Here is a 19,648-nt window from a genome sequence, read left to right on the forward strand (position 1 = left end):
TTTAAAACACACAAAATGAAAATATCATTTAAATATATATCTTATTTTCTCCTATTTATTTTAGGATTGAATATGACGCTTATTTCCTGTACGGGCGACTTAGATGTGACGCCAAAAGATGATGATGAGTTTCTTTCTGAAGCCTTTTTTCAAGATCCGGCATCGTACAAACAAGTATTGGCAAAATTATATGCCGGTTTGTATGTAGGGGGTAACGATGGGGATGGAAAACCGGATATTGCCGGAATCGGAGGGGATTTCAGCAGTTATTTGAGATTGCTTTTCGTAACGCAGGAATTTACTACAGATGAAGCGATTATAGCTTGGGCGGATGGTACTTTGCCGTCATTGAATACTCAAACATGGTCGCCTACTAATGAGTTTTTAGCCGGAACATTTTCAAGAGCTTTCTATGAAATTAGCGTTGCCAATGAATTTTTAAGGCAAACTGCCGATGACAAATTGACCGCAAGAGGTGTTGATGCCAATTTGAAAGCGGAGATTGCCACTTTTAGGGCTGAGGCCCGTTTTTTAAGAGCATTTTCATATTATAACTTAATGGATTTGTTCGGTAATGTGCCTATTACTACAGAAAATGACCCTGTTGGATTCTTTTATCCTCAGCAAAAAACAAGAGCCGAAGTTTTTGATTTTGTTGAATCAGAATTGAAAGATTTAGACAATAGTTTAGTTGCTTCAAAAGCAAATGAGTATGGTAGAATTGATAAAACAGCGGCCAAATTTTTATTGGCACAAATTTATTTGAATTCTAAGGTATATACGGGTACAGATAAATTTAAGGAAGCTGCGGCATTATGCAATGAAATCATAACATCATCGGCTTATACTTTTGCTAATGTTCCTTATCAATATTTATTTTCTGCGGATAATGACAGAAACGGAGCGCAAAATGAAGTTATTTTTCCAATCATAGGTGACGGTAACGCTATCAGAGCAACTGGTGGAGGAATGAGTTTTATTATGCATGCTTCTATCGGAGGTAGTATGGACGCCGCTTCCAGAGGTATGGACGGTGGATGGCAGGGAATTAGAACGCGCAAAGAATTTGTAGCACTTTTTCCGGATGAAACCGCTACGGCAGATAAAAGAGGAACTTTCTATACTAACGGTCAAACCTTGGATATTGCTAATGTAGGGACTTTCACAAATGGCTATGCTGTTACAAAATACATCAATAAAAATTCGGATGGTACTGCTGCTAAAAGAAATGACATTCCGGACATAGACTTTCCTATGTTTAGGTTATCAGATGTGTATTTGATGTATGCTGAATGTGCTGTAAGAGGAGCAGCTGATACTGATATGACAAAAGCAGTAGGTTACATCAATAAATTAAGAACAAGAGCAAATGCTGCCACAATTACAGCTGCAGACATGAACCTTAATTTCATTTTGGATGAGAGAGGTAGAGAATTGTTTTGGGAATGCCATAGAAGAACAGATTTAATTCGTTTTGGAAAATTCACAGGCGGGGACAAAATCTGGCAATGGAAAGGCGGAACAGAAAACGGATCTGCTACTGCTTCGTTTAGAGATTTAATGCCTATTCCTTCCAGGATTATTCAAGCAAATCCTACGTTAAAACAAAACCCTGGATACAACTAACCTCTTATATAACAGTAAAATGAAAAATATATATATAACTTTAATTGCATTTATGGGACTATTAGCAGTGTCATGTAATGCGGATGATGTGGATAATAGGCCAATTGTTGAAGCTCTTTCGTCCCCTGAACTAACTGCACCTGCAACGGGAAAACAGTTTATTTTAAATGAAGATAATGCCTCAAAAGAGGCAAGCAAATTTGAATGGTCGGCCGCCAAATATTCAGCGAAAGTAGTGGTTTCTTACACTTTATTGATTGATAAAAAAGGAGGTAATTTTAGTGAAGCCAAAGTTCTGGGTGAAACCAGTAATCTAAATCAACTTAGCATTTTGGTAAAAGATTTAAATTTCAACGTTAAACAATTAGGCGGTGTAGCCGGCACGGAAGGTTTTTATGATCTTAAGGTAATGTCAAGTGTTTCTGGGGCTGTTGTTCTATTTTCTGAAAATGTCATTACAATTGCTGTTACTCCTTATAATAATAGAGTAGCTAATAATTGTGCTAATCAATATGTTGTAGGAGCCGGGGTTCCAACTGCGGGTTGGGGCTGGGGTAGTCCATTAACATTGATTTGTAATGATAATGTTTTAGTTTCAACCGCTGATTTAGTCAATGACAGTTTTAGATTTTTTACAACTAACGGAGATTGGGGATCCGGAAGAAATTATCCTTGGTATATAGCCGCAGGATATAAAATTAGTTCTTCTTTAGTAAACGCTAATGATGGGGATTCAAATTTCAGATTTACAGGAACACCTGGAAAATACCGCATTAAAGTTGATCAGGTAGCAAAAACATTAACCGTTGCGCAAGGCGAAACTGCTGCCAAATCGATTTGGTTAGTAGGAGCTGCTACTCCTGGTGGTTGGTCATGGGTCGACAATAAGGAAACGGAATTACCATTAATATCAGATGGTATTTTTGAAGTGCCATTGGTATTGAAATCGGGAGAAGCTTTTAGAGTCTTTTTTGGCAATGATGGAACTGAAAACGGAAATTGGGGTACAGGTAAAAACTATCTCTACTATGCAGGAGAAGGATATACCATTCCTTCGGAGTTAGAAAATGCTATGGATGGCGACAGTAATTTTAAATATACAGGAGTTACAGCTCTTAGAGTTTTTAAAATCAATACCATCACTAAAACGATTACATTAAACTAATATTTAATGTGATTTTTAAAAGGGCTGTCTGTAGATAGCCCTTTTTTTATAAAACTAACCAATCAACCAACTATGAAAAAAATAATACTTTTACTGTTGTTTTTTCTTCCAATTGTTGCCTCTGCCCAGCAACAAACAGTTGCTTATTCGATAAGCCCTCCAACATTTGAAGAAACAACCGCTATTACCATTACAATCAATGGGAGTAGTATTAATGAAGCCACATGGGGAGTGACAGGAAATACCCTTTATCTGTGGGCTTGGGCTTTTGGTACAGATGATACTACTCAAAAAGGAACTCCACTCAATGGGACTTGGACAGCATCTGATGAAGCGGCAAAATTTACCTATAATTCAGCAAACGACACCTATACTAAAACAATAACACCAGCGGCTTATTACAACACAACAGCAATTGGAAAAATAGGTTTTTTAATAAAAGCAAAAGACGGAACCGGAGATAAAAAATCACAGGATATTTTAGCTGAGGTTGGCTCGTTTCAAGTAACATTAACGGCTCCTGCCGAAAACAGCACTGCAATTATCACTTCAGGATCTAATTTTACAATTTCGGCAACAAATACAAATGGTACAGCAAGTTATGAGTTAAAGGCCAACGGGATACTAATAAACTCTAATGCCGGAACATCCAGTTATGTATTTAATCACACTAATATTGCTGCCAATCAAAATTATGAATTAAGTATAACTCAAGGAATCACTACGATTACTAAAAAATTTTCGGTTGTGGTCAATCCGAATACGGTTTCGGAAGCTATGCCTGCGGGTTTAGTCGACGGAATCAATTATAATACTGCCGATGCTACAAAAGCCACTTTGGTTTTGGACGCGCCTTTAAAAGATTTTGTTTACATCGCCGGAAGTTTTAATAATTGGCAACCTACATTGGCGTATGCGATGAAAAAGGACCCTGTTTCGGGGAAATTTTGGTTAGAAATAAACGGATTGGTTTCGGGAGAAAATTATAGCTATCAATATTGGGTGGTTGAAACAACGCCAATTGCAAACTCTCCCACGCTGGTAAAAACAGCTGATCCCTATTCTACTTTGGTTTTGTCTCCTTATGATGATTCCGGAATTCCAACGGCCAATTATCCGAACATGCCTGCATATCCTTTGGGACAAAAATTTGAAGTGACCGTTTTAAAAACGGGGCAAACGCCTTACAATTGGCAGGTGGCTAATTTCGTAAAACCGGAGAAAGAAAAACTGGTGGTTTATGAGGCTTTGATTCGTGATTTTGATAGCGGCCGTAATTTTCAGAGTTTAATAGATCGAATCGATTATTTTAAAAATCTTAAAATTAATGCGATTCAATTGATGCCTGTAATGGAGTTTGAAGGCAATGAAAGTTGGGGTTACAATACGTCATTTCATATGGCTTTGGATAAATTTTATGGTTCTTCGAATAAGTTAAAAGAATTTATCGATTTATGCCATCAAAACGGAATTGCAGTGATTTTGGATGTGGCTTTGAATCATGCTTTTGGAAGAAATCCAATGGTGCGCATGTGGATGAACGATCCTGATGGTGATGGTTTTGGTTCGCCAACATCGGAGAATCCGTATTTCAATACCGTTGCTAAACACAGTTATAATGTTGGCGAAGATTTTAATCACCAGCAAGCCAGGACACAGTATTATGTGAAAAGAGTCATCAAGCAATGGATTGAAGAATATAAGATTGATGGGTTTCGTTGGGATTTGACCAAAGGATTTACACAAAAGTGTGCAGCTTCAGATGAGAGTTGTACCAATTCCTATCAGCAAGACCGCGTGGATGTTTTGAAATCCTATGCCGATTATTCCTGGAGTTTGGATCCGACACATTACACTATTTTTGAACATCTGGGGACTGATGCCGAAGAGCAACAATGGGCAAATTATAAGATTTCTGAAACACCAAGTAAGGGGATTATGATGTGGGGCAATATGAACGGGGCTTATAACGAACTTTCTATGGGATATACTGCTAACATTTCCAGAATGAATAACGCCAGCAGAGGGTTTACAGCTAATCGTTTGATAGGTTATGCCGAAAGTCATGACGAAGAACGTTTAATGTACAAAAATTTACAATTTGGCAATAGTACAAATGCAACTCATAATGTCAAAAATCTGAATACCGCATTATCCAGAATGTCGGCAATAGGAGCGGTTTCACTATTGGTTCCAGGACCAAAAATGATTTGGCAATTTGGCGAACTGGGTTGGGACTCTTCTATTTTTACGTGCAATAATGGTTCGGTGAATACGTCTGCTGACGCCATCTCCGGCGACTGTAAGCTGGATACAAAACCGCAGCCGCAGTGGAATGACAATTGGTTGGCAAATACCAGTAGAAACAAAATTTATAAGAACTGGTCTACCATGATTGCGTTAAAAACCACTGAAGCTGTTTTTTCCGGAAAGGCAACAATGGCGAACATTAGCTCGTTGTATCCGAATATTAAAATAACAAATTCGGCCTTGGCCAATACAGAACTTAAAGATGTTTTGATTTTGGCTAATTTCAATGTGACTCAGCAAAATGTCACTAGTGGTTTTCCGTATGCAGGGACCTGGTACAATCTGATGGATAATTCTGCTGTTGAGGTAGCAGATGTAAACGCTCCTATTTCGCTACCGCCCGGAGGTTTTAAAGTTTATGGGAATCAGAAATCTAAACTGGTTTTGCCTCCGTCAAATTTTGAATTGGCTGCGGATAATTTTTCGATTGAATCAAAAGGAGAAACTTGTCTTGGCAAAAATAATGGGGAAATAACGATCAGTGCTAAGGAGTTTTTGGATTATACCGCCATTGTCAACGGCAAAGCGTATCCCTTTATCAATAACAGTTTGAGGATTCCTGATTTAGTTCCTGGTGTTTATGCTGTTTGTATTTCGGTAGCGGGAGAAACATTCGAACAATGCTATAACATTACGATTCCCAAAGGGACAACCGTTACTGGAAAAACGACCATTTCGTCCAATAAGGTTTTGGTTGAGGTCGAAGGTGGAACGGCGCCGTATCAAATAATTGTGAATGGGAAAGAACAATTTGAAACCACATTATCTTCTTTTTCAATAGAAGTACAAGCGGGTGATTTTTTTGAAGTGAAAACGGCAAAATCCTGTGAGGGGATTTATTCGAAAAAAATAGAAACTGTTTTGGAATTGATGACATTGTATCCAAATCCAACGGCCGGGATTTTTGAAATTACATTGCCGGGTTCTAAGGATAGCGTAGAAATAGCACTTTATAATGTGGCTTCTCAATTGATTTCAAGGAAAGTTTATTCTGTTGTCAATGCTAAAGTAGAACTGACTCTCGCCAGCCAGCCGGAGGGTATTTATTTTGCCAAAATTAATTCGGATGATCCTAAAACGCTAACCATAATAAAGAAATAATGATGAAAAAGTATCTATGCCTATCGTTTGTTTGTTTATCGATTTTTTCTTGTGGAGGCAGCGAGGATTCCGGAAATTCGATAGAAAAAGAAAACACTGCACCAACAATTCCTGTATTGCTGTCACCAACAAATAATAAATTGTGTATCGATAATTTGGTTAATTTTCAATGGGATGTTGCTGTCGATGCAGAAAAAAATCCAATTAGCTATCAGATCCAAGTGGCGAAAGACAATCAGTTTTTACAAATTGTAAAAACAAGCGAAGGAACAGCCAATGCACAAGCTATTTCTTTGGAAAAAGGAATGGCTTATTATTGGCGTGTGAAAGCAATAGACAGTAAAAATCTGGCGAGTAAGTATTCGTCAACATATAATTTTTACACAGAGGGAACTGGATTTAGCAATCATTTGCCTTTTTCTCCGGAACTGGTGTTTCCTGCCTCAAATGCGGTTTTAAATACGACATCTGTGACCTTAAAGTGGAATGCTAGTGATGTAGATGTGAATGATATTCTGCTTTATGATGTATTCTTTGGTACAACTAATCCACCTACGCAAAAACTGGGAGAGAATAAAACGGCAACCACTTTGGTTGTTGATTTGGAAGCTTCTAAAAATTATTATTGGAGGGTTGTGGTGAAAGATAATAAAGGCGGTGAAACAATGGGACAACTATGGAACTTTAAAACTAATTAGTTTGTTTTGTGAGGAATTAGCCTCTTGTTTTTGATGCCGTTTTTATATTCCGTCGACAGATGTTGAATGAAAATTTTAAGCGCCTAAACAAGGAAATTGAAGTAGACTGAATTTCATGCTATTTTAGGTGTTAAAAAAAAGCTATATTTTAGCGTATATAGCTGTTAATCAATGGTTTTAATGGTAATTTTTGAATAAATTTTGCTACATTTGAATAGATTATCTTAATTTTAGATTTACGTCTAAAAGCGCTAATAGGAAGGAAGATGTTTTATAACAATTAAAATCTGATGAGATGAAAAATTTAAATAGTATTTGGATAATAGTGATGGTTGCTCTGATAAATGTAACGCCAATGTTGGGACAATCGACTTCTAAGAAGAACAAAATTATTGCCGACAGCAAGATTGCAAAAGCCGAATTTATTAAGGCAGATCCACTTATGAAAGGGCTTTTTGAAAAAGCGTATGGCTATGTTATTTTTCCTAATGTGGGTAAAGGAGGACTTGGTGTAGGTGGAGCAGCAGGAAATGGAGTGGTTTATGAGCGTAACAATAAGGTAGGTATGGCAAAGCTGTCACAGTTGAGTATAGGTTTTCAAGCCGGAGGACAAGCCTATCGTGAAGTGATATTTTTTGAATCTAAAAAGGAATTGGAACGCTTCAAGGACAGTCGATTTGAGTTCTCAGCTCAGGTGTCGGCAGTCGCTGTAACGGAAGGAGCTTCGGCAAATGTAAAATATTCTGATGGAGTTATGGTATTTACCATGCAAAAAGGAGGGCTGATGTATGAAGCATCCGTAGGAGGACAGAAGTTCAAGTTTAATAAAATGTAGGATAATTTTACGATTGAGTAAAGGATTGATTGGAGCTGTTCTAGGATTAGCTCCTTTTTTTTGTAAAAATTGTAGAAGAAGATAAGCTTGGCTGCTTTTGGGGTTAAAAGTTACTGCATTACAGTTTAACGTCTGTCCTAATAATAAGAACTTAGCCCGATTCTTCAATTTCTTCTGCCACAGGACAACTGTTTTACAAGCTTGAATTTTTACCGCTCAATAACTTTAAAAATTGATCTGAGGTAAAGCCATCGATTATCCATTTTTGTAGGACAAATTGAGCTTGCTAAACCACAATAAGCTAATCTTTTGAAAAGCCTCTAATTATAAGAATAAACACACAAATCTAAGCTTTTAGACTAAAAAACAGCATAAAATCGCCTAATGGATAAAGCATAGTTAAAGCATGGATAGTGTATGGATAATGCATGGATAGTGTATGACTGAAGTATCAAAACGGTAAAGCGGCAATAAAACACTAAAGAAGCAGCATTCTAAGCTCTAAAAAACACTTATCGAATTCCTACAAAAAGACACTAGGATTAATTAGAAAAACAGAAGTATTTAGATCAAAATGCAGTAGAGTGAGCACTATTGAGTTATTCCTTTTTAGGCTAACTTCATTTTATGCATAATTTTTGAAATCCCACCCCTTTTCACCTGATTCCCTTTTTTATGCAATGCAACTAAAAAAAGATAAAAACAAAAAACCCGAATATTTCTATTCGGGTTTTAAAGTGGTACCTCCAGGGATCGAACCAGGGACACATGGATTTTCAGTCCATTGCTCTACCATCTGAGCTAAGGTACCGTGCTTGTTGCGGGTGCAAATATAGGATGTTTTTTTGTTTGTGCAATACATTTTTTAAAAAAAATGTATTCGTACCTTCGCAAAAACAAAAATGTAATTATGATTTTAACGGTTGATGTTGGCAATACAAGAATTAAAGGTGCTGTTTTTGAGGGGGATATCCTTGTTGAGTATTTTGTTTTTGAGAAAAATGAACTTCAAAAAAAAATTAAAAATATTTTAAAAAAATATAAGAAGACGACTCATTTGGTTGTGGCATCAGTCGGAAATATAGAAAAAGAGTCTTTTTTAGAGTTAGAAAAAGAGGTGAAAATACATTTTGTTTCGCATCAGGATTCTTTTCCGTTTGTCAACAGCTATGAAACTCCGCAAACTTTAGGAATTGATAGGATGGTTCTTGCTGCCGGAGCAACTTTGCAGTATCCTAATCAAAATCGATTGGTCATTGATGCCGGGACTTGTGTTACCTACGATTTTATTGATGAAAATGATAATTATCTGGGTGGAGCGATCTCGCCAGGGCTGCGGTTGAGGTATGAGGCATTGCATAATTTTACTTCCAAATTACCTTTGTTATCTTTGGATGAACCGAAGCATTTTATTGGGAAATCTACTTCTGAGTCAATTCATTCCGGTGTGGTGAACGGATTGGTTTGTGAGATCGATGGATTTATTAATGAATATAAAGGACAATGTTTAAAATTTATAATAATTTTAACGGGTGGGGATACAGAATTTTTGGCTAAACGATTAAAAAATACCATATTTGCCAATTCAAATTTTCTTTTAGAGAGTTTGAACCGAACATTTCAATATAAAATCAAAAATGATTAAAAAAATTATAGTAAGCACTTGTTTGCTTTTGTCGTTAGTGTCTTTTGCTCAAGAAGGAACTTCGTCTCCTTATTCTTTTTATGGGATTGGTGATGTGCGATTTAAAGGAGCGGTAGAGAATCGTTCAATGGCAGGTTTAGCAGTAGAACAAGACAGTATACATCTTAATTTAGAGAATCCGGCAAGTTTTGCTAATTTAAAACTCACTACTTTTTCTTTAGGAGGTACTTATAATACCAATAAGTTGAAAACGGATTCCAAGGCTGAAACGGCTAAAAGAACGACTTTGGATTATCTTGCTGTAGGGCTGCCTATGGGAAAATTCGGTCTTGGGTTTGGATTGATTCCCTATTCTTCAGTGGGTTATAAAGTGGAGTCTTTGGAAGCTGGGAGTAAGCGTTTTTCTGGTTCGGGAGGTTTGAATAAGGCCTTTTTAGGATTGGGTTATAAAATTACACCTAATTTCAGTATTGGTGCCGATGTGCAATATAATTTCGGAAAAATTGAAAACAGTAGGTTGGAATTTGTTACAGGAGTTCCGTTAGGAACTCAAGAGTTGAATACTGCGACTTTGTCAGGAGTCAATTTCAATGTGGGTACAATGTATAAAACGAAGATAAGTAAAAAGCTTAATTTCTTTAGCAGCTTAAATTATACCTTAGAAAGCACATTGACTTCTAATAATACCAGAAACATTTGGACCGTGAGCTATGATATGAGAGTTGATGATGTTCTTGATCAGGAAAAATTTACGAGGGATTTAAAGTTGCCTAGTAAGTTGTCTATCGGAGCTGGAATAGGAGAATCTCAAAAATGGTTAGTAGGAGCTCAGATAGTAACAGGAAGTAAAGGAAATTTAGTGAATACTTATAATGATATGAATAATGTCTCTTATGAGAATTCGATGAAGTATAGTCTTGGAGGATATTATATTCCTAACTACAATTCTTTTTCGAGCTATGCCAAGAGAATTGTTTATAGAGGAGGTTTAAAATTTGATAAAACCGGTTTAATGGTTAATTCAGAATCTGTAAATGACATAGGCTTGACTCTAGGGCTTGGTTTTCCTATATCGGGTAGTTTTTCTAATGTAAATGTTGGTTTTGAGTTAGGGAAAAAAGGAACAACTTCGTCTAATTTAGTTCAAGAAAACTATGCTAATATTAGTGTAGGACTTTCTCTTAACGACAAATGGTTTGTGAAACGAAAATTCGAATAATTTTTTAGAATCGACAATACTTGTATTTCATTTTGTCAGTATCGATATATGATTTTATTTAATAAATATAAAACAATCGCAGTAGTCATGGTTTTTGCCATGACTCTGTTTTTTGGGTGCGAAAGTAATTTTAAGGAAGTTCAAAAAATTAATTTTTCAGAATTTACTCCTAATGGTGATGCGGATAACGTTAATTTGAAATATACGGATTCAGGACTTATAAAAGCCGTTTTGCTAAGTCCGAAGATGTTGGATTTTACGAGCGTCGATTTTCCGTTTACCGAATTTCCAAAGGGAATAGATGTTACCTTGTATGATGCCAAGGCCAAGAAAACACGCATAACTTCTAATTACGCAGTTTCTTACAAAGTGACCGGGATTATTGATTTAAGGGGAAAAGTGAAAATTGCTTCCGAAGACGGGCAAGTGCTTGAAACGGAACAACTCTATTACGATCAAAAAAACGAATGGTTTTTTACTGAAAAAAAGTTTAAATTTACTGATATCAAAGGGGTTTCTAATGGCCAGGGAATTGATTTCAGTAAAGACTTTAAAATTATAAATTCACAAAGAATAACCGGCGAAGTGGAAAGCGCTGAATAAATATCTAAATTTTAAATTATGGGTTACTTAAAATACACACCGTATCTTTATCTTGTTTTTGCAGCAGTTTTTGTTTACGATGCATTTGTTAAATGGGAAATGGCCGATGCTACGCCTAAACTGAGTCTTTTAATTGCAGGACTTGCTGTTTTTATGTTTTTCTTTAGAATGAAATTCGCAAAAAGAATAGAAGAGCGCAATAAAAAACAATAATTCATGGAAATTAGTATTATAATATTGTGTCTAATATTATCTGCTTTTTTTTCAGGAATGGAAATAGCATTTATTTCTTCCAATAAAATTTATCTTGAAATAGAAAAAAAACAAGATAATTTTCTATCTAAAATACTGACTAAACTTACAGAAAAGCCGTCAAAATTTATTGCGGCCATGCTTATTGGTAACAATATTGCTTTGGTTGTTTACGGTTTTTTTATGGGTGAATTATTGATGCGATGGATCAATTCGCTCAATTATCAGTTTTCGGATGCGTTAAGCTTGTTTATTCAAATCCTGTTGTCGACATTAATTGTGTTGATCACGGCAGAGTTTTTGCCAAAGGTTTTTTTTCAAATTTATGCTAATGCATTAATAAAGTTTTTCGCTGTTCCGGCTTATGTTTTTTACCTGCTGTTTTATTTCATTTCTACTTTTTTGATCTGGGTTTCGGATTTTATTCTTAAAACATTTTTTAAAACCGAGGGAGATCAAATACAGCTTTATTTTAGCAAAATTGAGCTTGGGAATTATATCACGGAGCAAATGAGCACGGTTGAAGATCATGATGAGGTGGATTCTGAAATTCAGATATTTCAAAATGCACTGGAATTCTCAGGAGTAAAAGCCAGGGATGTCATGAGTCCCAGGACCGAAATTGTGGCCATCGATTTGTTCGATTCTGTTGCGGAGCTGAAAGATTTATTTGTAGAGACAGGTTATTCTAAAATTGTGATTTATCAAAATTCATTGGACGACATTGTGGGTTATGTACATTCGTTTGATTTGTTCAAGAAACCGCAAAGCATCAAGTCGATCGTTATTCCGGTCGAATTTGTTCCTGAAACCATTTATATAAAAGATGTAATGGATTTGCTGACCAAAAAGCGAAAAAGCGTCGCAGTAGTGCTGGACGAATACGGAGGTACTTCGGGGATTATTACTATAGAAGACATCGTGGAGGAACTTTTTGGAGAGATTGAGGATGAACACGATTCTGATGAAGAACTGATTGAAAAAGAGCTGGATGAGGATAGTTATCTTTTTTCGGCACGATTTGATGTCGAGTATTTGAATCAGGCCTACAAGCTATCGATTCCTGAGAGTGATTCTTATGGTACATTGGGTGGTTTTATTGTTGATTTTACTAAGGAAATTCCGTTAAAAGGGGAGGTAATTGTCATAGGAAACTATCATTTTGTGATAGAAGAAGCGACAAATAAAAAAATTGAATTGGTAAAAATGACCATAAAAGAGTAATTTATTTTATAAAAACATTTTTTTTGTAAAATAAAACGCTACTAGTATAAATATTAATCATATAATTGTATTTTCGCAAACTGAATATAAAATTAACAACAATAAAAATGGCAGTTTTATCAAAAATTAGACAACGTTCCGCTTTAATGATTGCAGTTATCGCATTGGCTTTATTTGCATTTATCATAGGTGATTTATTTAAAAGTGGTAGTTTCGACAGTACATCAAAAGATGTAGGGAGTATCAATGGAAAGGATATTTCATTTGAAGATTTTAGAATTAAAGTAGGTAATGTTGAGAAAAGTGGTCAAGGGATTACTGCTACAGCAGCTGCAAACAGAGTTTGGGATCAAGAGGTTACTATAGCTTTGTTGAGTTCTGAATTTGATAAAATTGGATTAAGAGTTGGAGAGAAACACTTAATGGAAGTTTTGAAAGCAGATCAAAATATTGGTAGAAACCCAATGTTTTTGAATGCTGCAGGAATATTTGATCTTGCAAAATTCAAAGAATATTTCAAAGCAAATCCTGCTCAAGCTCAATTTTTAAAAGATAGAGAAAAAGACGCTGAATTAAACGCAAAATATCAAATCTATAATACTTTGATCAAAGCAAGCGCTTTTACAACGGAAAGTGAAGGAAAGCTGAAATATGAAATGGAAGCTAACAAAGTAAACTTTGCTTATGTTGCCGGATTGTATTCTACCATCAAAGACAGTGATGTAAAAGTGACTGATGCTGAGATTTTGGATTATATGAAGAAAAATAAAAAGAAATTTAAAGCAGATGAAACTCGTGAAGTAGAATATGTTTTAATCGAAGATAAAGCGTCTGCAGCTGATGAGGCAGAGGTGAAGTCAAGAATAACAGCTTTGCTTTCAGGTAGCGTAGTGTATAACCAAGCAACGGGTAAAAACGATACTTTGGCTGGTTTTAAAGCTGCTAAAAACACTATTGAATTTGTAAATTCAAATTCAGATGTCCCTTATGATTCTACTTATGTGGCCAAGAAAGATTTGCCGGCAGTAGATGCTGATAGATTATTCAATCTTGCTCCTGGAGAAGTTTATGGTCCTTATATGTTTGGAAAATACTACTGTATTTCTAAATCTATGGGTAAAAAAGCAGGTGTAAGTGCTAAAGCAAGTCATATTTTGATTAGCTATGAAGGAACACAAGTTCCTAATAAGAAAGAGAAAAGAACTAAAGAAGAAGCAAAAGCAAAAGCAGAAGCTATTTTAGCTCAGGTAAATGCGAACCCGGATAGTTTCTTGATGCTGGCTTTCACAAACTCTGATGATTCTTCGGCTCAACAAGGTGGAGATTTAGGTTATTTTGAACAAAATCAAATGGTAAAACCATTCAATGATTTCGTATTCAATAATGGAATAGGAAAAGTAGGTTTAGTAGAAACTGACTTTGGTTTTCATATCATCAAAATTACTGATAAGCAAGACGGAATTCGTCTGGCAACTGTAGCTCAAAAAGTAGAAGCTTCTGAAGCCACTTCTGATAAAATATTTACAGAGGCAACTAAATTTGAAATGGATGCTGCAGATAAAGATTTCAATAAAGTAGCTAAAGAAATGAAGCTTACTGTCGCCGCTCCAGTTACTGTTGCTGCAATGGATGAAAACTTTGGACCACTTGGAAATCAAAGAGCAATTGTAAGATGGGCTTTTGAAGGTGATTCTAAAGTAGGTACGGTAAAACGTTTTGAAGTGGCTAACATTGGTCACGTTATCGCTAAAGTTAAGAGTATTGACGATTCAGGATTAGTTTCTGTGACTCAGGCAAGACCTTATGTAGAATCAATTCTTAAAAACAAGAAAAAAGCGGAATTAATCAAAGCCAAAATGACAGGAAGCTCTTTGGAAGCTATTGCAAAAACAGTTGGCGCAACAGTGCTTCAGGCTGCAGATGTAACTATGGATAATCCAATGTTAACAGGTGTAGGTTTAGAGCCTAAAGTGGTAGGTAATGCATTTGCTTTAGCAGCAAATAAATTATCAGCTCCAATTGAAGGAAATACAGGAGTATATGTTGTGAAAAACATCAGTACTGTAAAAGCGCCTGCTTTGAAAGATCATGCGCCTTATGTGGCTAAATTAAAAGCACAGTCTGCTGGTGATGTAAACAGAGTTTTACCAGCTCTTAAAAACAGTGCAGAAATTAAAGACAATAGAAAACAATTTAATTATTAATTTCACTTAAGGTAAATTACTAATTCACTCATAAAAAAACCGATACGCATTGTGTATCGGTTTTTTTTTATGCATTTATTTTAAATAATTCGGCGCAAAAAGGAATGGGCTTAGTTTAGCTTAAAATCATGTCTTTGTAAGTGATAATGGTGTCAAATCCTTTTGAACTAAAATAAAGGCTGGGATCTTCTTTAGAAACCACCATAATGAAATCGCCTCCCCAAGCTCCCAAGCTTTTTATCGCTCCTTCAAAATCAGGAAATAAAGTTTCTTTGATCGTGCTTGTTTCCAATACATGACTCATCAAGGCTTCGTGGGTGCTTATGGTTTCTGCAAATAGGTTCAAATCGTTCGTATGTAAAAGGATTTGAGTTAGTGCTTCAATTTTTTTAATGGTCTTTTCTGGTTTGAAACTTTTGCTGGTTTGGTATTTAGCTATGGCTGATTTGCTGTTTTGTTTTTTATTGAGATAAACAAAATAGATGTTTTGGCTGAAGTCAGGAGTAAAAATTACTTTTTCGACCATAGGTTTTCCTTGCTCTAAATGATACAAAACAGGAAAATTATTTTGAGCACAAGCAATATCGTAACCGCTGCCTCCAAAACTATTATTCAATAGTTCAAATGCATCTATTTGCAGCCATTGTGCAATATTGTTGATTAGCGTGGACGAAGTTCCTAATCCCCATTTTCTGGGGAAAGTAAGTTGGGTGGAGATGGTGTAACCCTTGGACGTTTGTATGAAATCAGGATTTAGTAGAAAAGCTTGGTGTAGAATTTCTAATAAGGTTGTTTTTACGGATTCCATTTCCGGTATCTGAAAAGATGAAATTTCGGCAAATGAAATGTTTTCATCAAACCAGATTTTTCCATCTGAATCATAGCTTTTCCAAGTTATTTCTTGGTTTTTACCTTCGCCAATAATTAAATTTTGGCCAAATTTAGTAGGTAGGGCAAAAGCTTTGGCGCCATCGAGAACCAGATATTCTCCTGTGATTAATAGTTTTCCGTTGCTGTAAAATTCTTGTTTCATTTTTGTTCTTTTTAACCCTTCCAGAGTTTTAAACTCTGGAAGGGTTTTCTGAAAGCGATAATTATTTTCTTAAATTTTCAATCAATTCAACAACGGCACTGTGCGAAACGGCATTCAATTTAAAGTGCTTTTGAATTAAGATGCGTTCGTCTTCATTTGCTTCAAACTGATTTAAGATATTGTTCAAATGCATTTTCATATGTCCGTCCTGAATTCCTGTGGTGGTCAACGAGCGCAAGGCAGCAAAGTTTTGTGCTAGACCGGCAACTGCAACAGTCTGCATTAGTTCTTTGGCAGAAGGATTCTCGAGCATTTCCAAAGATAGTTTTACCAGTGGATGCAAAGAGGTTAATCCGCCAACGGTTCCTAGTGCTAAAGGAATTTCGAGCCAGAATTTGAAAATGCCATTTTCGATTTTGGCATGTGATAAACTGGAATAATGACCGGATTTTGCGGCATAGGCATGGATTCCTGCCTCAACTGCGCGAAAGTCATTGCCAGTGGCAAGCACCACGGCATCGATTCCGTTCATGATTCCTTTATTATGGGTTACGGCACGATAGGGCTCTACTTCGGCAATCTGAACCGCCTGAACGAAGCGTTCGGCAAAGTCTTGTGGGTTTGTGATGTGTTTTTCTGCTAAATCCTCAATTGGGCAGGAAACTTCGGCACGTACAATACAATTGGGAACATAATTCGAAAGTATGCTCATGATGACCTGAAGTTCTTTTTCGGAAGCAGTAAAAAGTTCGTAAGATTGGGCTTCTTGTTTTAATGTTTTGGCAAATTGTTCCAAACAGGAATTGATGAAATTTGCTCCCATGCTGTCTTTGGTTTCAAAAGTTGCATGAAGTTGAAAATAGTTATCCAATAAATCGGTTTTGTCTTTCAGGATAATATCCAGGATTCCGCCACCTCTTTTTTGCATGTTTTTTGTGATGCTTTTCGTTTCCGAAAAAAACTTTGCTTTTGTTTGGGCAAAGAATAATTCTAATTTGGAAACATCACCTTTAAACAAGAAGTGCACTTGACCTATTTTTTCAGTATTAATTACTGTAGCTTTAAATCCTCCTCTTGTAGACCAGAATTTAGCTGATTTAGCTGCGGCGGCAACCACGGAACTTTCTTCAATTGCCATCGGAATGGTTTGGTATTTTCCATTAATGAGGAAATTAGGCGCTACACCAAGGGGTATGTAGAAGTTACTGATGGTGTTTTCGATGAATTCATCGTGTAACTTTTGTATTTTCTCGTCTGAATTCCAATAGTTTTTCAGTAAAGTTATGGCTTCAAGGGGCGTTGAAAAGTATTCTTTGGCAATCCAGTTTATTTTTTCTTCTTTGGATAGTTTTGAAAATCCGGCAACAGGCTTATTCATTTTCAATAGATTATAATGTAATTAGTGGCAAAGATACGTTTTTAGCGGTTTTATTAATCATTTTCTAATCGTCATTAATACGAGCTTAAAAATATTGTTTTTAATATTTAACATATAAAATGTTATGTAATTGTAATTTTTTCACTAAAATTGGGGTCTTTTTTATATATAAATCAATAGTATGAATTCTAAGCAAGTTACGGTCTTATTTTTATTTTTATGTTTTTCCGTTTTTGGACAACAGAAGATATCAGTTGAGGAAATTTATAACGGTACTTTCCGTGCCCAAGGAATGGACGAATTGCAGTCCATGAAAAATTCTAACCAGTATACGGTCTTGAATTTCAATAGGGCAGCACGGTCGATGCAAATCGATTTGTATGATTTTGCAACCCTTAAGAAAACATCTACACTCATTGATACAAAAAACCATTCTGGTTTACCAATGATCGACAGCTACACTTTCGATGCTGCAGAAAAAAATATTTTGTTAGCCTGTAATACGAAGCAAATTTTCCGTCATTCCTTTACTGCTGATTACTATTTATATAATACGACAACTAAAGCATTGACAAAATTATTCGATTTTCAGGTGCAAGAACCTACTTTTTCACCTGATGGGAAAAAGATTGCTTATGCCAAAGAAAACAATCTTTATGTTTATGATATCGATTCAAAAGCAACGGTTCAAATCACTACTGACGGCAAGAAAAATGCGGTTATCAATGGAATAACGGACTGGGTTTATGAAGAAGAATTCGCTTTTGTAAGAGCATTCGATTGGAGCAAAGACAGTAAAAAACTGGCTTATATTCGTTTTGACGAAAGTCAGGTTCCTGAATTTTCGATGTCGATGTTTCACAAAGATTTATACCCTACCATTGAAACTTTTAAATATCCAAAAGCCGGAGAGAAAAACTCTTTAGTGTCCTTGCATATTTATGATGCGGCTTCTAAAGGGACTCAAAAAGTAGATTTGGGGAATTACAATGATTTTTATATTGCCAGATTGAAATGGACTAATGATGCTAATGTTTTATCGGCACAGGTTTTAAATCGTCATCAAAACAATTTAGACTTATTGTTTGTTGATGGAAACACAGGCGCATCAAAAGTGGTTTTGAATGAAAAAGATAAGGCTTATGTGGATGTAACTGATAATTTAACTTTCTTAAAAGACAACAGCTTTATTTGGACAAGCGAGAAAGACGGTTTCAATCATATTTATCTCTACGATAAAAATGGTAAATTGAAAAACCAAGTGACCAAAGGAAACTGGGAAGTGACTAATTACTATGGTTTTGACGAAAAAACAAATACTATTTTCTATCAATCGGTAGAAAATGGTTCCATTAATCGTGATGTTTATAGAATAGGACTTAACGGAAAAAACAAAGTGCGTTTGTCTACGGGAACCGGAACAAGTGGCGCTACCTTTAGTCCAAACTTTCAGTATTTTATTGGAACTTTTTCTAATGCCACACAGCCTGTAAGTTATACTTTGAATGAGTCTAAAGCGGGCAAACAACTGCAAGTTATTGAAAATAATGCAGCATTGGCTTCTAAATTAAAAACCTATGACTTGCCTACAAAAGAGTTTTTTGTTCTAAAAACGGAGAAAGGAATTGAATTGAACGCTTGGATGATTAAACCGAAAGATTTTGATGCCAACAAAAAATACCCGGTTTTTATGTATCAGTATTCTGGACCAGGTTCTCAGCAGGTCGCTAACCAAGGTATTGGCAGCAATGATTATTGGTTTATGATGCTGGCGCAACAAGGTTATATTGTAGCTTGCGTTGACGGAAGAGGAACCGGTTTTAAAGGAGCCGATTTTAAGAAAGTGACGCAGCTGCAGTTAGGGAAGTATGAAGTGGAAGATCAAATTGATGCCGCTAAAGTGATTGGGAATTATTCATTTGTGGATAAATCCAGAATAGGTATATTTGGCTGGTCTTATGGTGGATTTATGGCTTCGAATTGTCTTTTGAAAGGGAATGATGTTTTTAAAATGGCCATTGCTGTTGCTCCAGTGACCAATTGGAGATTTTATGACAGTATTTATACCGAAAGATATATGCAAACGCCACAAGAGAATGCAAGCGGTTATGATGAGAATTCGCCTATTAACCATGTGGATAAATTGAAAGGAAAATTTCTTTTGATTCATGGAAGTGCAGATGATAATGTACATGTACAAAATTCGATGCAAATGATGGAAGCCTTAATCCAGGCTAACAAACAATTTGATTCTCAAATTTACCCGGATAAAAATCATGGGATTTATGGTGGAAAAACCAGAGTTCAATTGTATAACAAGATGACTAATTTTATTAAAGAAAATTTATAAAACCT

Annotated in this window: 14 protein-coding genes and 1 tRNA gene; 12 read left to right on the forward strand and 3 right to left on the reverse strand. The window is 35.8% G+C overall.

Going from position 1 to position 19,648, the window contains the following annotated elements; translation table 11 throughout:
* Window positions 1-15 precede the first annotated feature (15 nt).
* The 5 genes from BUB25_RS09630 (at window position 16) to BUB25_RS09655 (ending at window position 7,735) form a co-directional block, all read left to right on the forward strand.
* Window positions 16-1,626, forward strand: coding sequence for a RagB/SusD family nutrient uptake outer membrane protein (locus BUB25_RS09630; protein ID WP_072943553.1), 1,611 nt, complete (start codon window positions 16-18; stop codon window positions 1,624-1,626).
* A gap of 19 nt (window positions 1,627-1,645) precedes the next feature.
* Window positions 1,646-2,791 (forward strand): SusE domain-containing protein, encoded by a 1,146-nt coding sequence (locus tag BUB25_RS09635; RefSeq protein ID WP_084089487.1) that lies wholly within the window; start codon window positions 1,646-1,648, stop codon window positions 2,789-2,791.
* Between the two features lie 72 nt (window positions 2,792-2,863).
* Entirely contained in the window at window positions 2,864-6,202 is a 3,339-nt protein-coding gene (locus BUB25_RS09640) for an alpha-amylase family glycosyl hydrolase (protein WP_084089489.1), read from the forward strand.
* A gap of 2 nt (window positions 6,203-6,204) precedes the next feature.
* Entirely contained in the window at window positions 6,205-6,900 is a 696-nt protein-coding gene (locus tag BUB25_RS09650; RefSeq protein ID WP_139256903.1) for a fibronectin type III domain-containing protein, read from the forward strand.
* 295 nt (window positions 6,901-7,195) lie between these two features.
* The gene (locus BUB25_RS09655) at window positions 7,196-7,735 is read left to right on the forward strand and encodes a lipid-binding SYLF domain-containing protein (RefSeq protein WP_072943559.1); all 540 of its coding nucleotides are present in this window, start codon (window positions 7,196-7,198) and stop codon (window positions 7,733-7,735) included.
* A gap of 738 nt (window positions 7,736-8,473) precedes the next feature.
* On the opposite strand, the gene BUB25_RS09660 is transcribed toward BUB25_RS09655, so the two are convergent.
* Window positions 8,474-8,546: transfer RNA gene (locus BUB25_RS09660), tRNA-Phe, on the reverse strand.
* Between the two features lie 99 nt (window positions 8,547-8,645).
* Between BUB25_RS09660 and BUB25_RS09665 the strand changes: the two genes are divergently transcribed.
* The 6 genes from BUB25_RS09665 to BUB25_RS09690 all read left to right on the forward strand — a co-directional run bounded on the left by BUB25_RS09665 (window position 8,646) and on the right by BUB25_RS09690 (window position 14,882).
* Window positions 8,646-9,380: a type III pantothenate kinase gene (locus BUB25_RS09665; RefSeq protein ID WP_072943835.1), complete on the forward strand. Its 735-nt coding sequence runs from the start codon at window positions 8,646-8,648 to the stop codon at window positions 9,378-9,380.
* The gene (locus BUB25_RS09670) at window positions 9,373-10,599 is read left to right on the forward strand and encodes a BamG family beta-barrel-assembly machinery protein (protein ID WP_072943561.1); all 1,227 of its coding nucleotides are present in this window, start codon (window positions 9,373-9,375) and stop codon (window positions 10,597-10,599) included. The genes BUB25_RS09665 and BUB25_RS09670 overlap by 8 nt, the downstream gene beginning before the upstream one ends.
* A 48-nt stretch (window positions 10,600-10,647) precedes the next feature.
* On the forward strand, window positions 10,648-11,202 hold the full coding sequence (gene lptC, locus BUB25_RS09675; RefSeq protein WP_072943563.1) for an LPS export ABC transporter periplasmic protein LptC: 555 nt from the start codon (window positions 10,648-10,650) through the stop codon (window positions 11,200-11,202).
* An 18-nt stretch (window positions 11,203-11,220) separates the two neighbouring features.
* Window positions 11,221-11,415 (forward strand): hypothetical protein, encoded by a 195-nt coding sequence (locus BUB25_RS09680; RefSeq protein ID WP_072943565.1) that lies wholly within the window; start codon window positions 11,221-11,223, stop codon window positions 11,413-11,415.
* 3 nt (window positions 11,416-11,418) lie between these two features.
* Window positions 11,419-12,678 carry a hemolysin family protein gene (locus BUB25_RS09685; RefSeq protein ID WP_072943568.1) on the forward strand — a complete coding sequence of 420 codons (1,260 nt, stop codon included), beginning with the start codon at window positions 11,419-11,421 and terminating at the stop codon, window positions 12,676-12,678.
* A gap of 107 nt (window positions 12,679-12,785) precedes the next feature.
* A complete protein-coding gene (locus tag BUB25_RS09690) occupies window positions 12,786-14,882 on the forward strand; it encodes a peptidylprolyl isomerase (protein ID WP_072943571.1) in 2,097 nt (698 codons plus the stop codon).
* Window positions 14,883-14,997: 115 nt separating this feature from the next.
* Here the strand turns inward: BUB25_RS09690 and BUB25_RS09695 are convergent, their stop codons facing one another.
* A complete protein-coding gene (locus BUB25_RS09695) occupies window positions 14,998-15,915 on the reverse strand; it encodes a GYDIA family GHMP kinase (protein WP_072943572.1) in 918 nt (305 codons plus the stop codon).
* A 61-nt stretch (window positions 15,916-15,976) separates the two neighbouring features.
* The gene (locus tag BUB25_RS09700) at window positions 15,977-17,293 is read right to left on the reverse strand and encodes a hydroxymethylglutaryl-CoA reductase, degradative (RefSeq protein ID WP_072943574.1); all 1,317 of its coding nucleotides are present in this window, start codon (window positions 17,291-17,293) and stop codon (window positions 15,977-15,979) included.
* A gap of 181 nt (window positions 17,294-17,474) precedes the next feature.
* Here BUB25_RS09700 and BUB25_RS09705 point away from each other — a divergent pair, with 181 nt between their 5' ends.
* The gene (locus tag BUB25_RS09705) at window positions 17,475-19,643 is read left to right on the forward strand and encodes a S9 family peptidase (protein ID WP_072943577.1); all 2,169 of its coding nucleotides are present in this window, start codon (window positions 17,475-17,477) and stop codon (window positions 19,641-19,643) included.
* The last annotated feature ends 5 nt before the right edge of the window (window positions 19,644-19,648 follow it).

It is taken from the genome of Flavobacterium granuli (assembly GCF_900129705.1).
GTDB lineage: Bacteria > Bacteroidota > Bacteroidia > Flavobacteriales > Flavobacteriaceae > Flavobacterium > Flavobacterium granuli.

What these genes read in the sequence shown, in the direction of transcription:
- BUB25_RS09630 (WP_072943553.1), top strand. Translation starts at nt 16, where the DNA reads ATGAAAATATCATTTAAATATATATCTTATTTTCTCCTATTTATTTTA.
- BUB25_RS09635 (WP_084089487.1), top strand. Translation starts at nt 1,646, where the DNA reads ATGAAAAATATATATATAACTTTAATTGCATTTATGGGACTATTAGCA.
- BUB25_RS09640 (WP_084089489.1), top strand. Translation starts at nt 2,864, where the DNA reads ATGAAAAAAATAATACTTTTACTGTTGTTTTTTCTTCCAATTGTTGCC.
- BUB25_RS09650 (WP_139256903.1), top strand. Translation starts at nt 6,205, where the DNA reads ATGAAAAAGTATCTATGCCTATCGTTTGTTTGTTTATCGATTTTTTCT.
- BUB25_RS09655 (WP_072943559.1), top strand. Translation starts at nt 7,196, where the DNA reads ATGAAAAATTTAAATAGTATTTGGATAATAGTGATGGTTGCTCTGATA.
- BUB25_RS09665 (WP_072943835.1), top strand. Translation starts at nt 8,646, where the DNA reads ATGATTTTAACGGTTGATGTTGGCAATACAAGAATTAAAGGTGCTGTT.
- BUB25_RS09670 (WP_072943561.1), top strand. Translation starts at nt 9,373, where the DNA reads ATGATTAAAAAAATTATAGTAAGCACTTGTTTGCTTTTGTCGTTAGTG.
- lptC (WP_072943563.1), top strand. Translation starts at nt 10,648, where the DNA reads ATGATTTTATTTAATAAATATAAAACAATCGCAGTAGTCATGGTTTTT.
- BUB25_RS09680 (WP_072943565.1), top strand. Translation starts at nt 11,221, where the DNA reads ATGGGTTACTTAAAATACACACCGTATCTTTATCTTGTTTTTGCAGCA.
- BUB25_RS09685 (WP_072943568.1), top strand. Translation starts at nt 11,419, where the DNA reads ATGGAAATTAGTATTATAATATTGTGTCTAATATTATCTGCTTTTTTT.
- BUB25_RS09690 (WP_072943571.1), top strand. Translation starts at nt 12,786, where the DNA reads ATGGCAGTTTTATCAAAAATTAGACAACGTTCCGCTTTAATGATTGCA.
- BUB25_RS09695 (WP_072943572.1), bottom strand. Translation starts at nt 15,915, where the DNA reads ATGAAACAAGAATTTTACAGCAACGGAAAACTATTAATCACAGGAGAA.
- BUB25_RS09700 (WP_072943574.1), bottom strand. Translation starts at nt 17,293, where the DNA reads ATGAATAAGCCTGTTGCCGGATTTTCAAAACTATCCAAAGAAGAAAAA.
- BUB25_RS09705 (WP_072943577.1), top strand. Translation starts at nt 17,475, where the DNA reads ATGAATTCTAAGCAAGTTACGGTCTTATTTTTATTTTTATGTTTTTCC.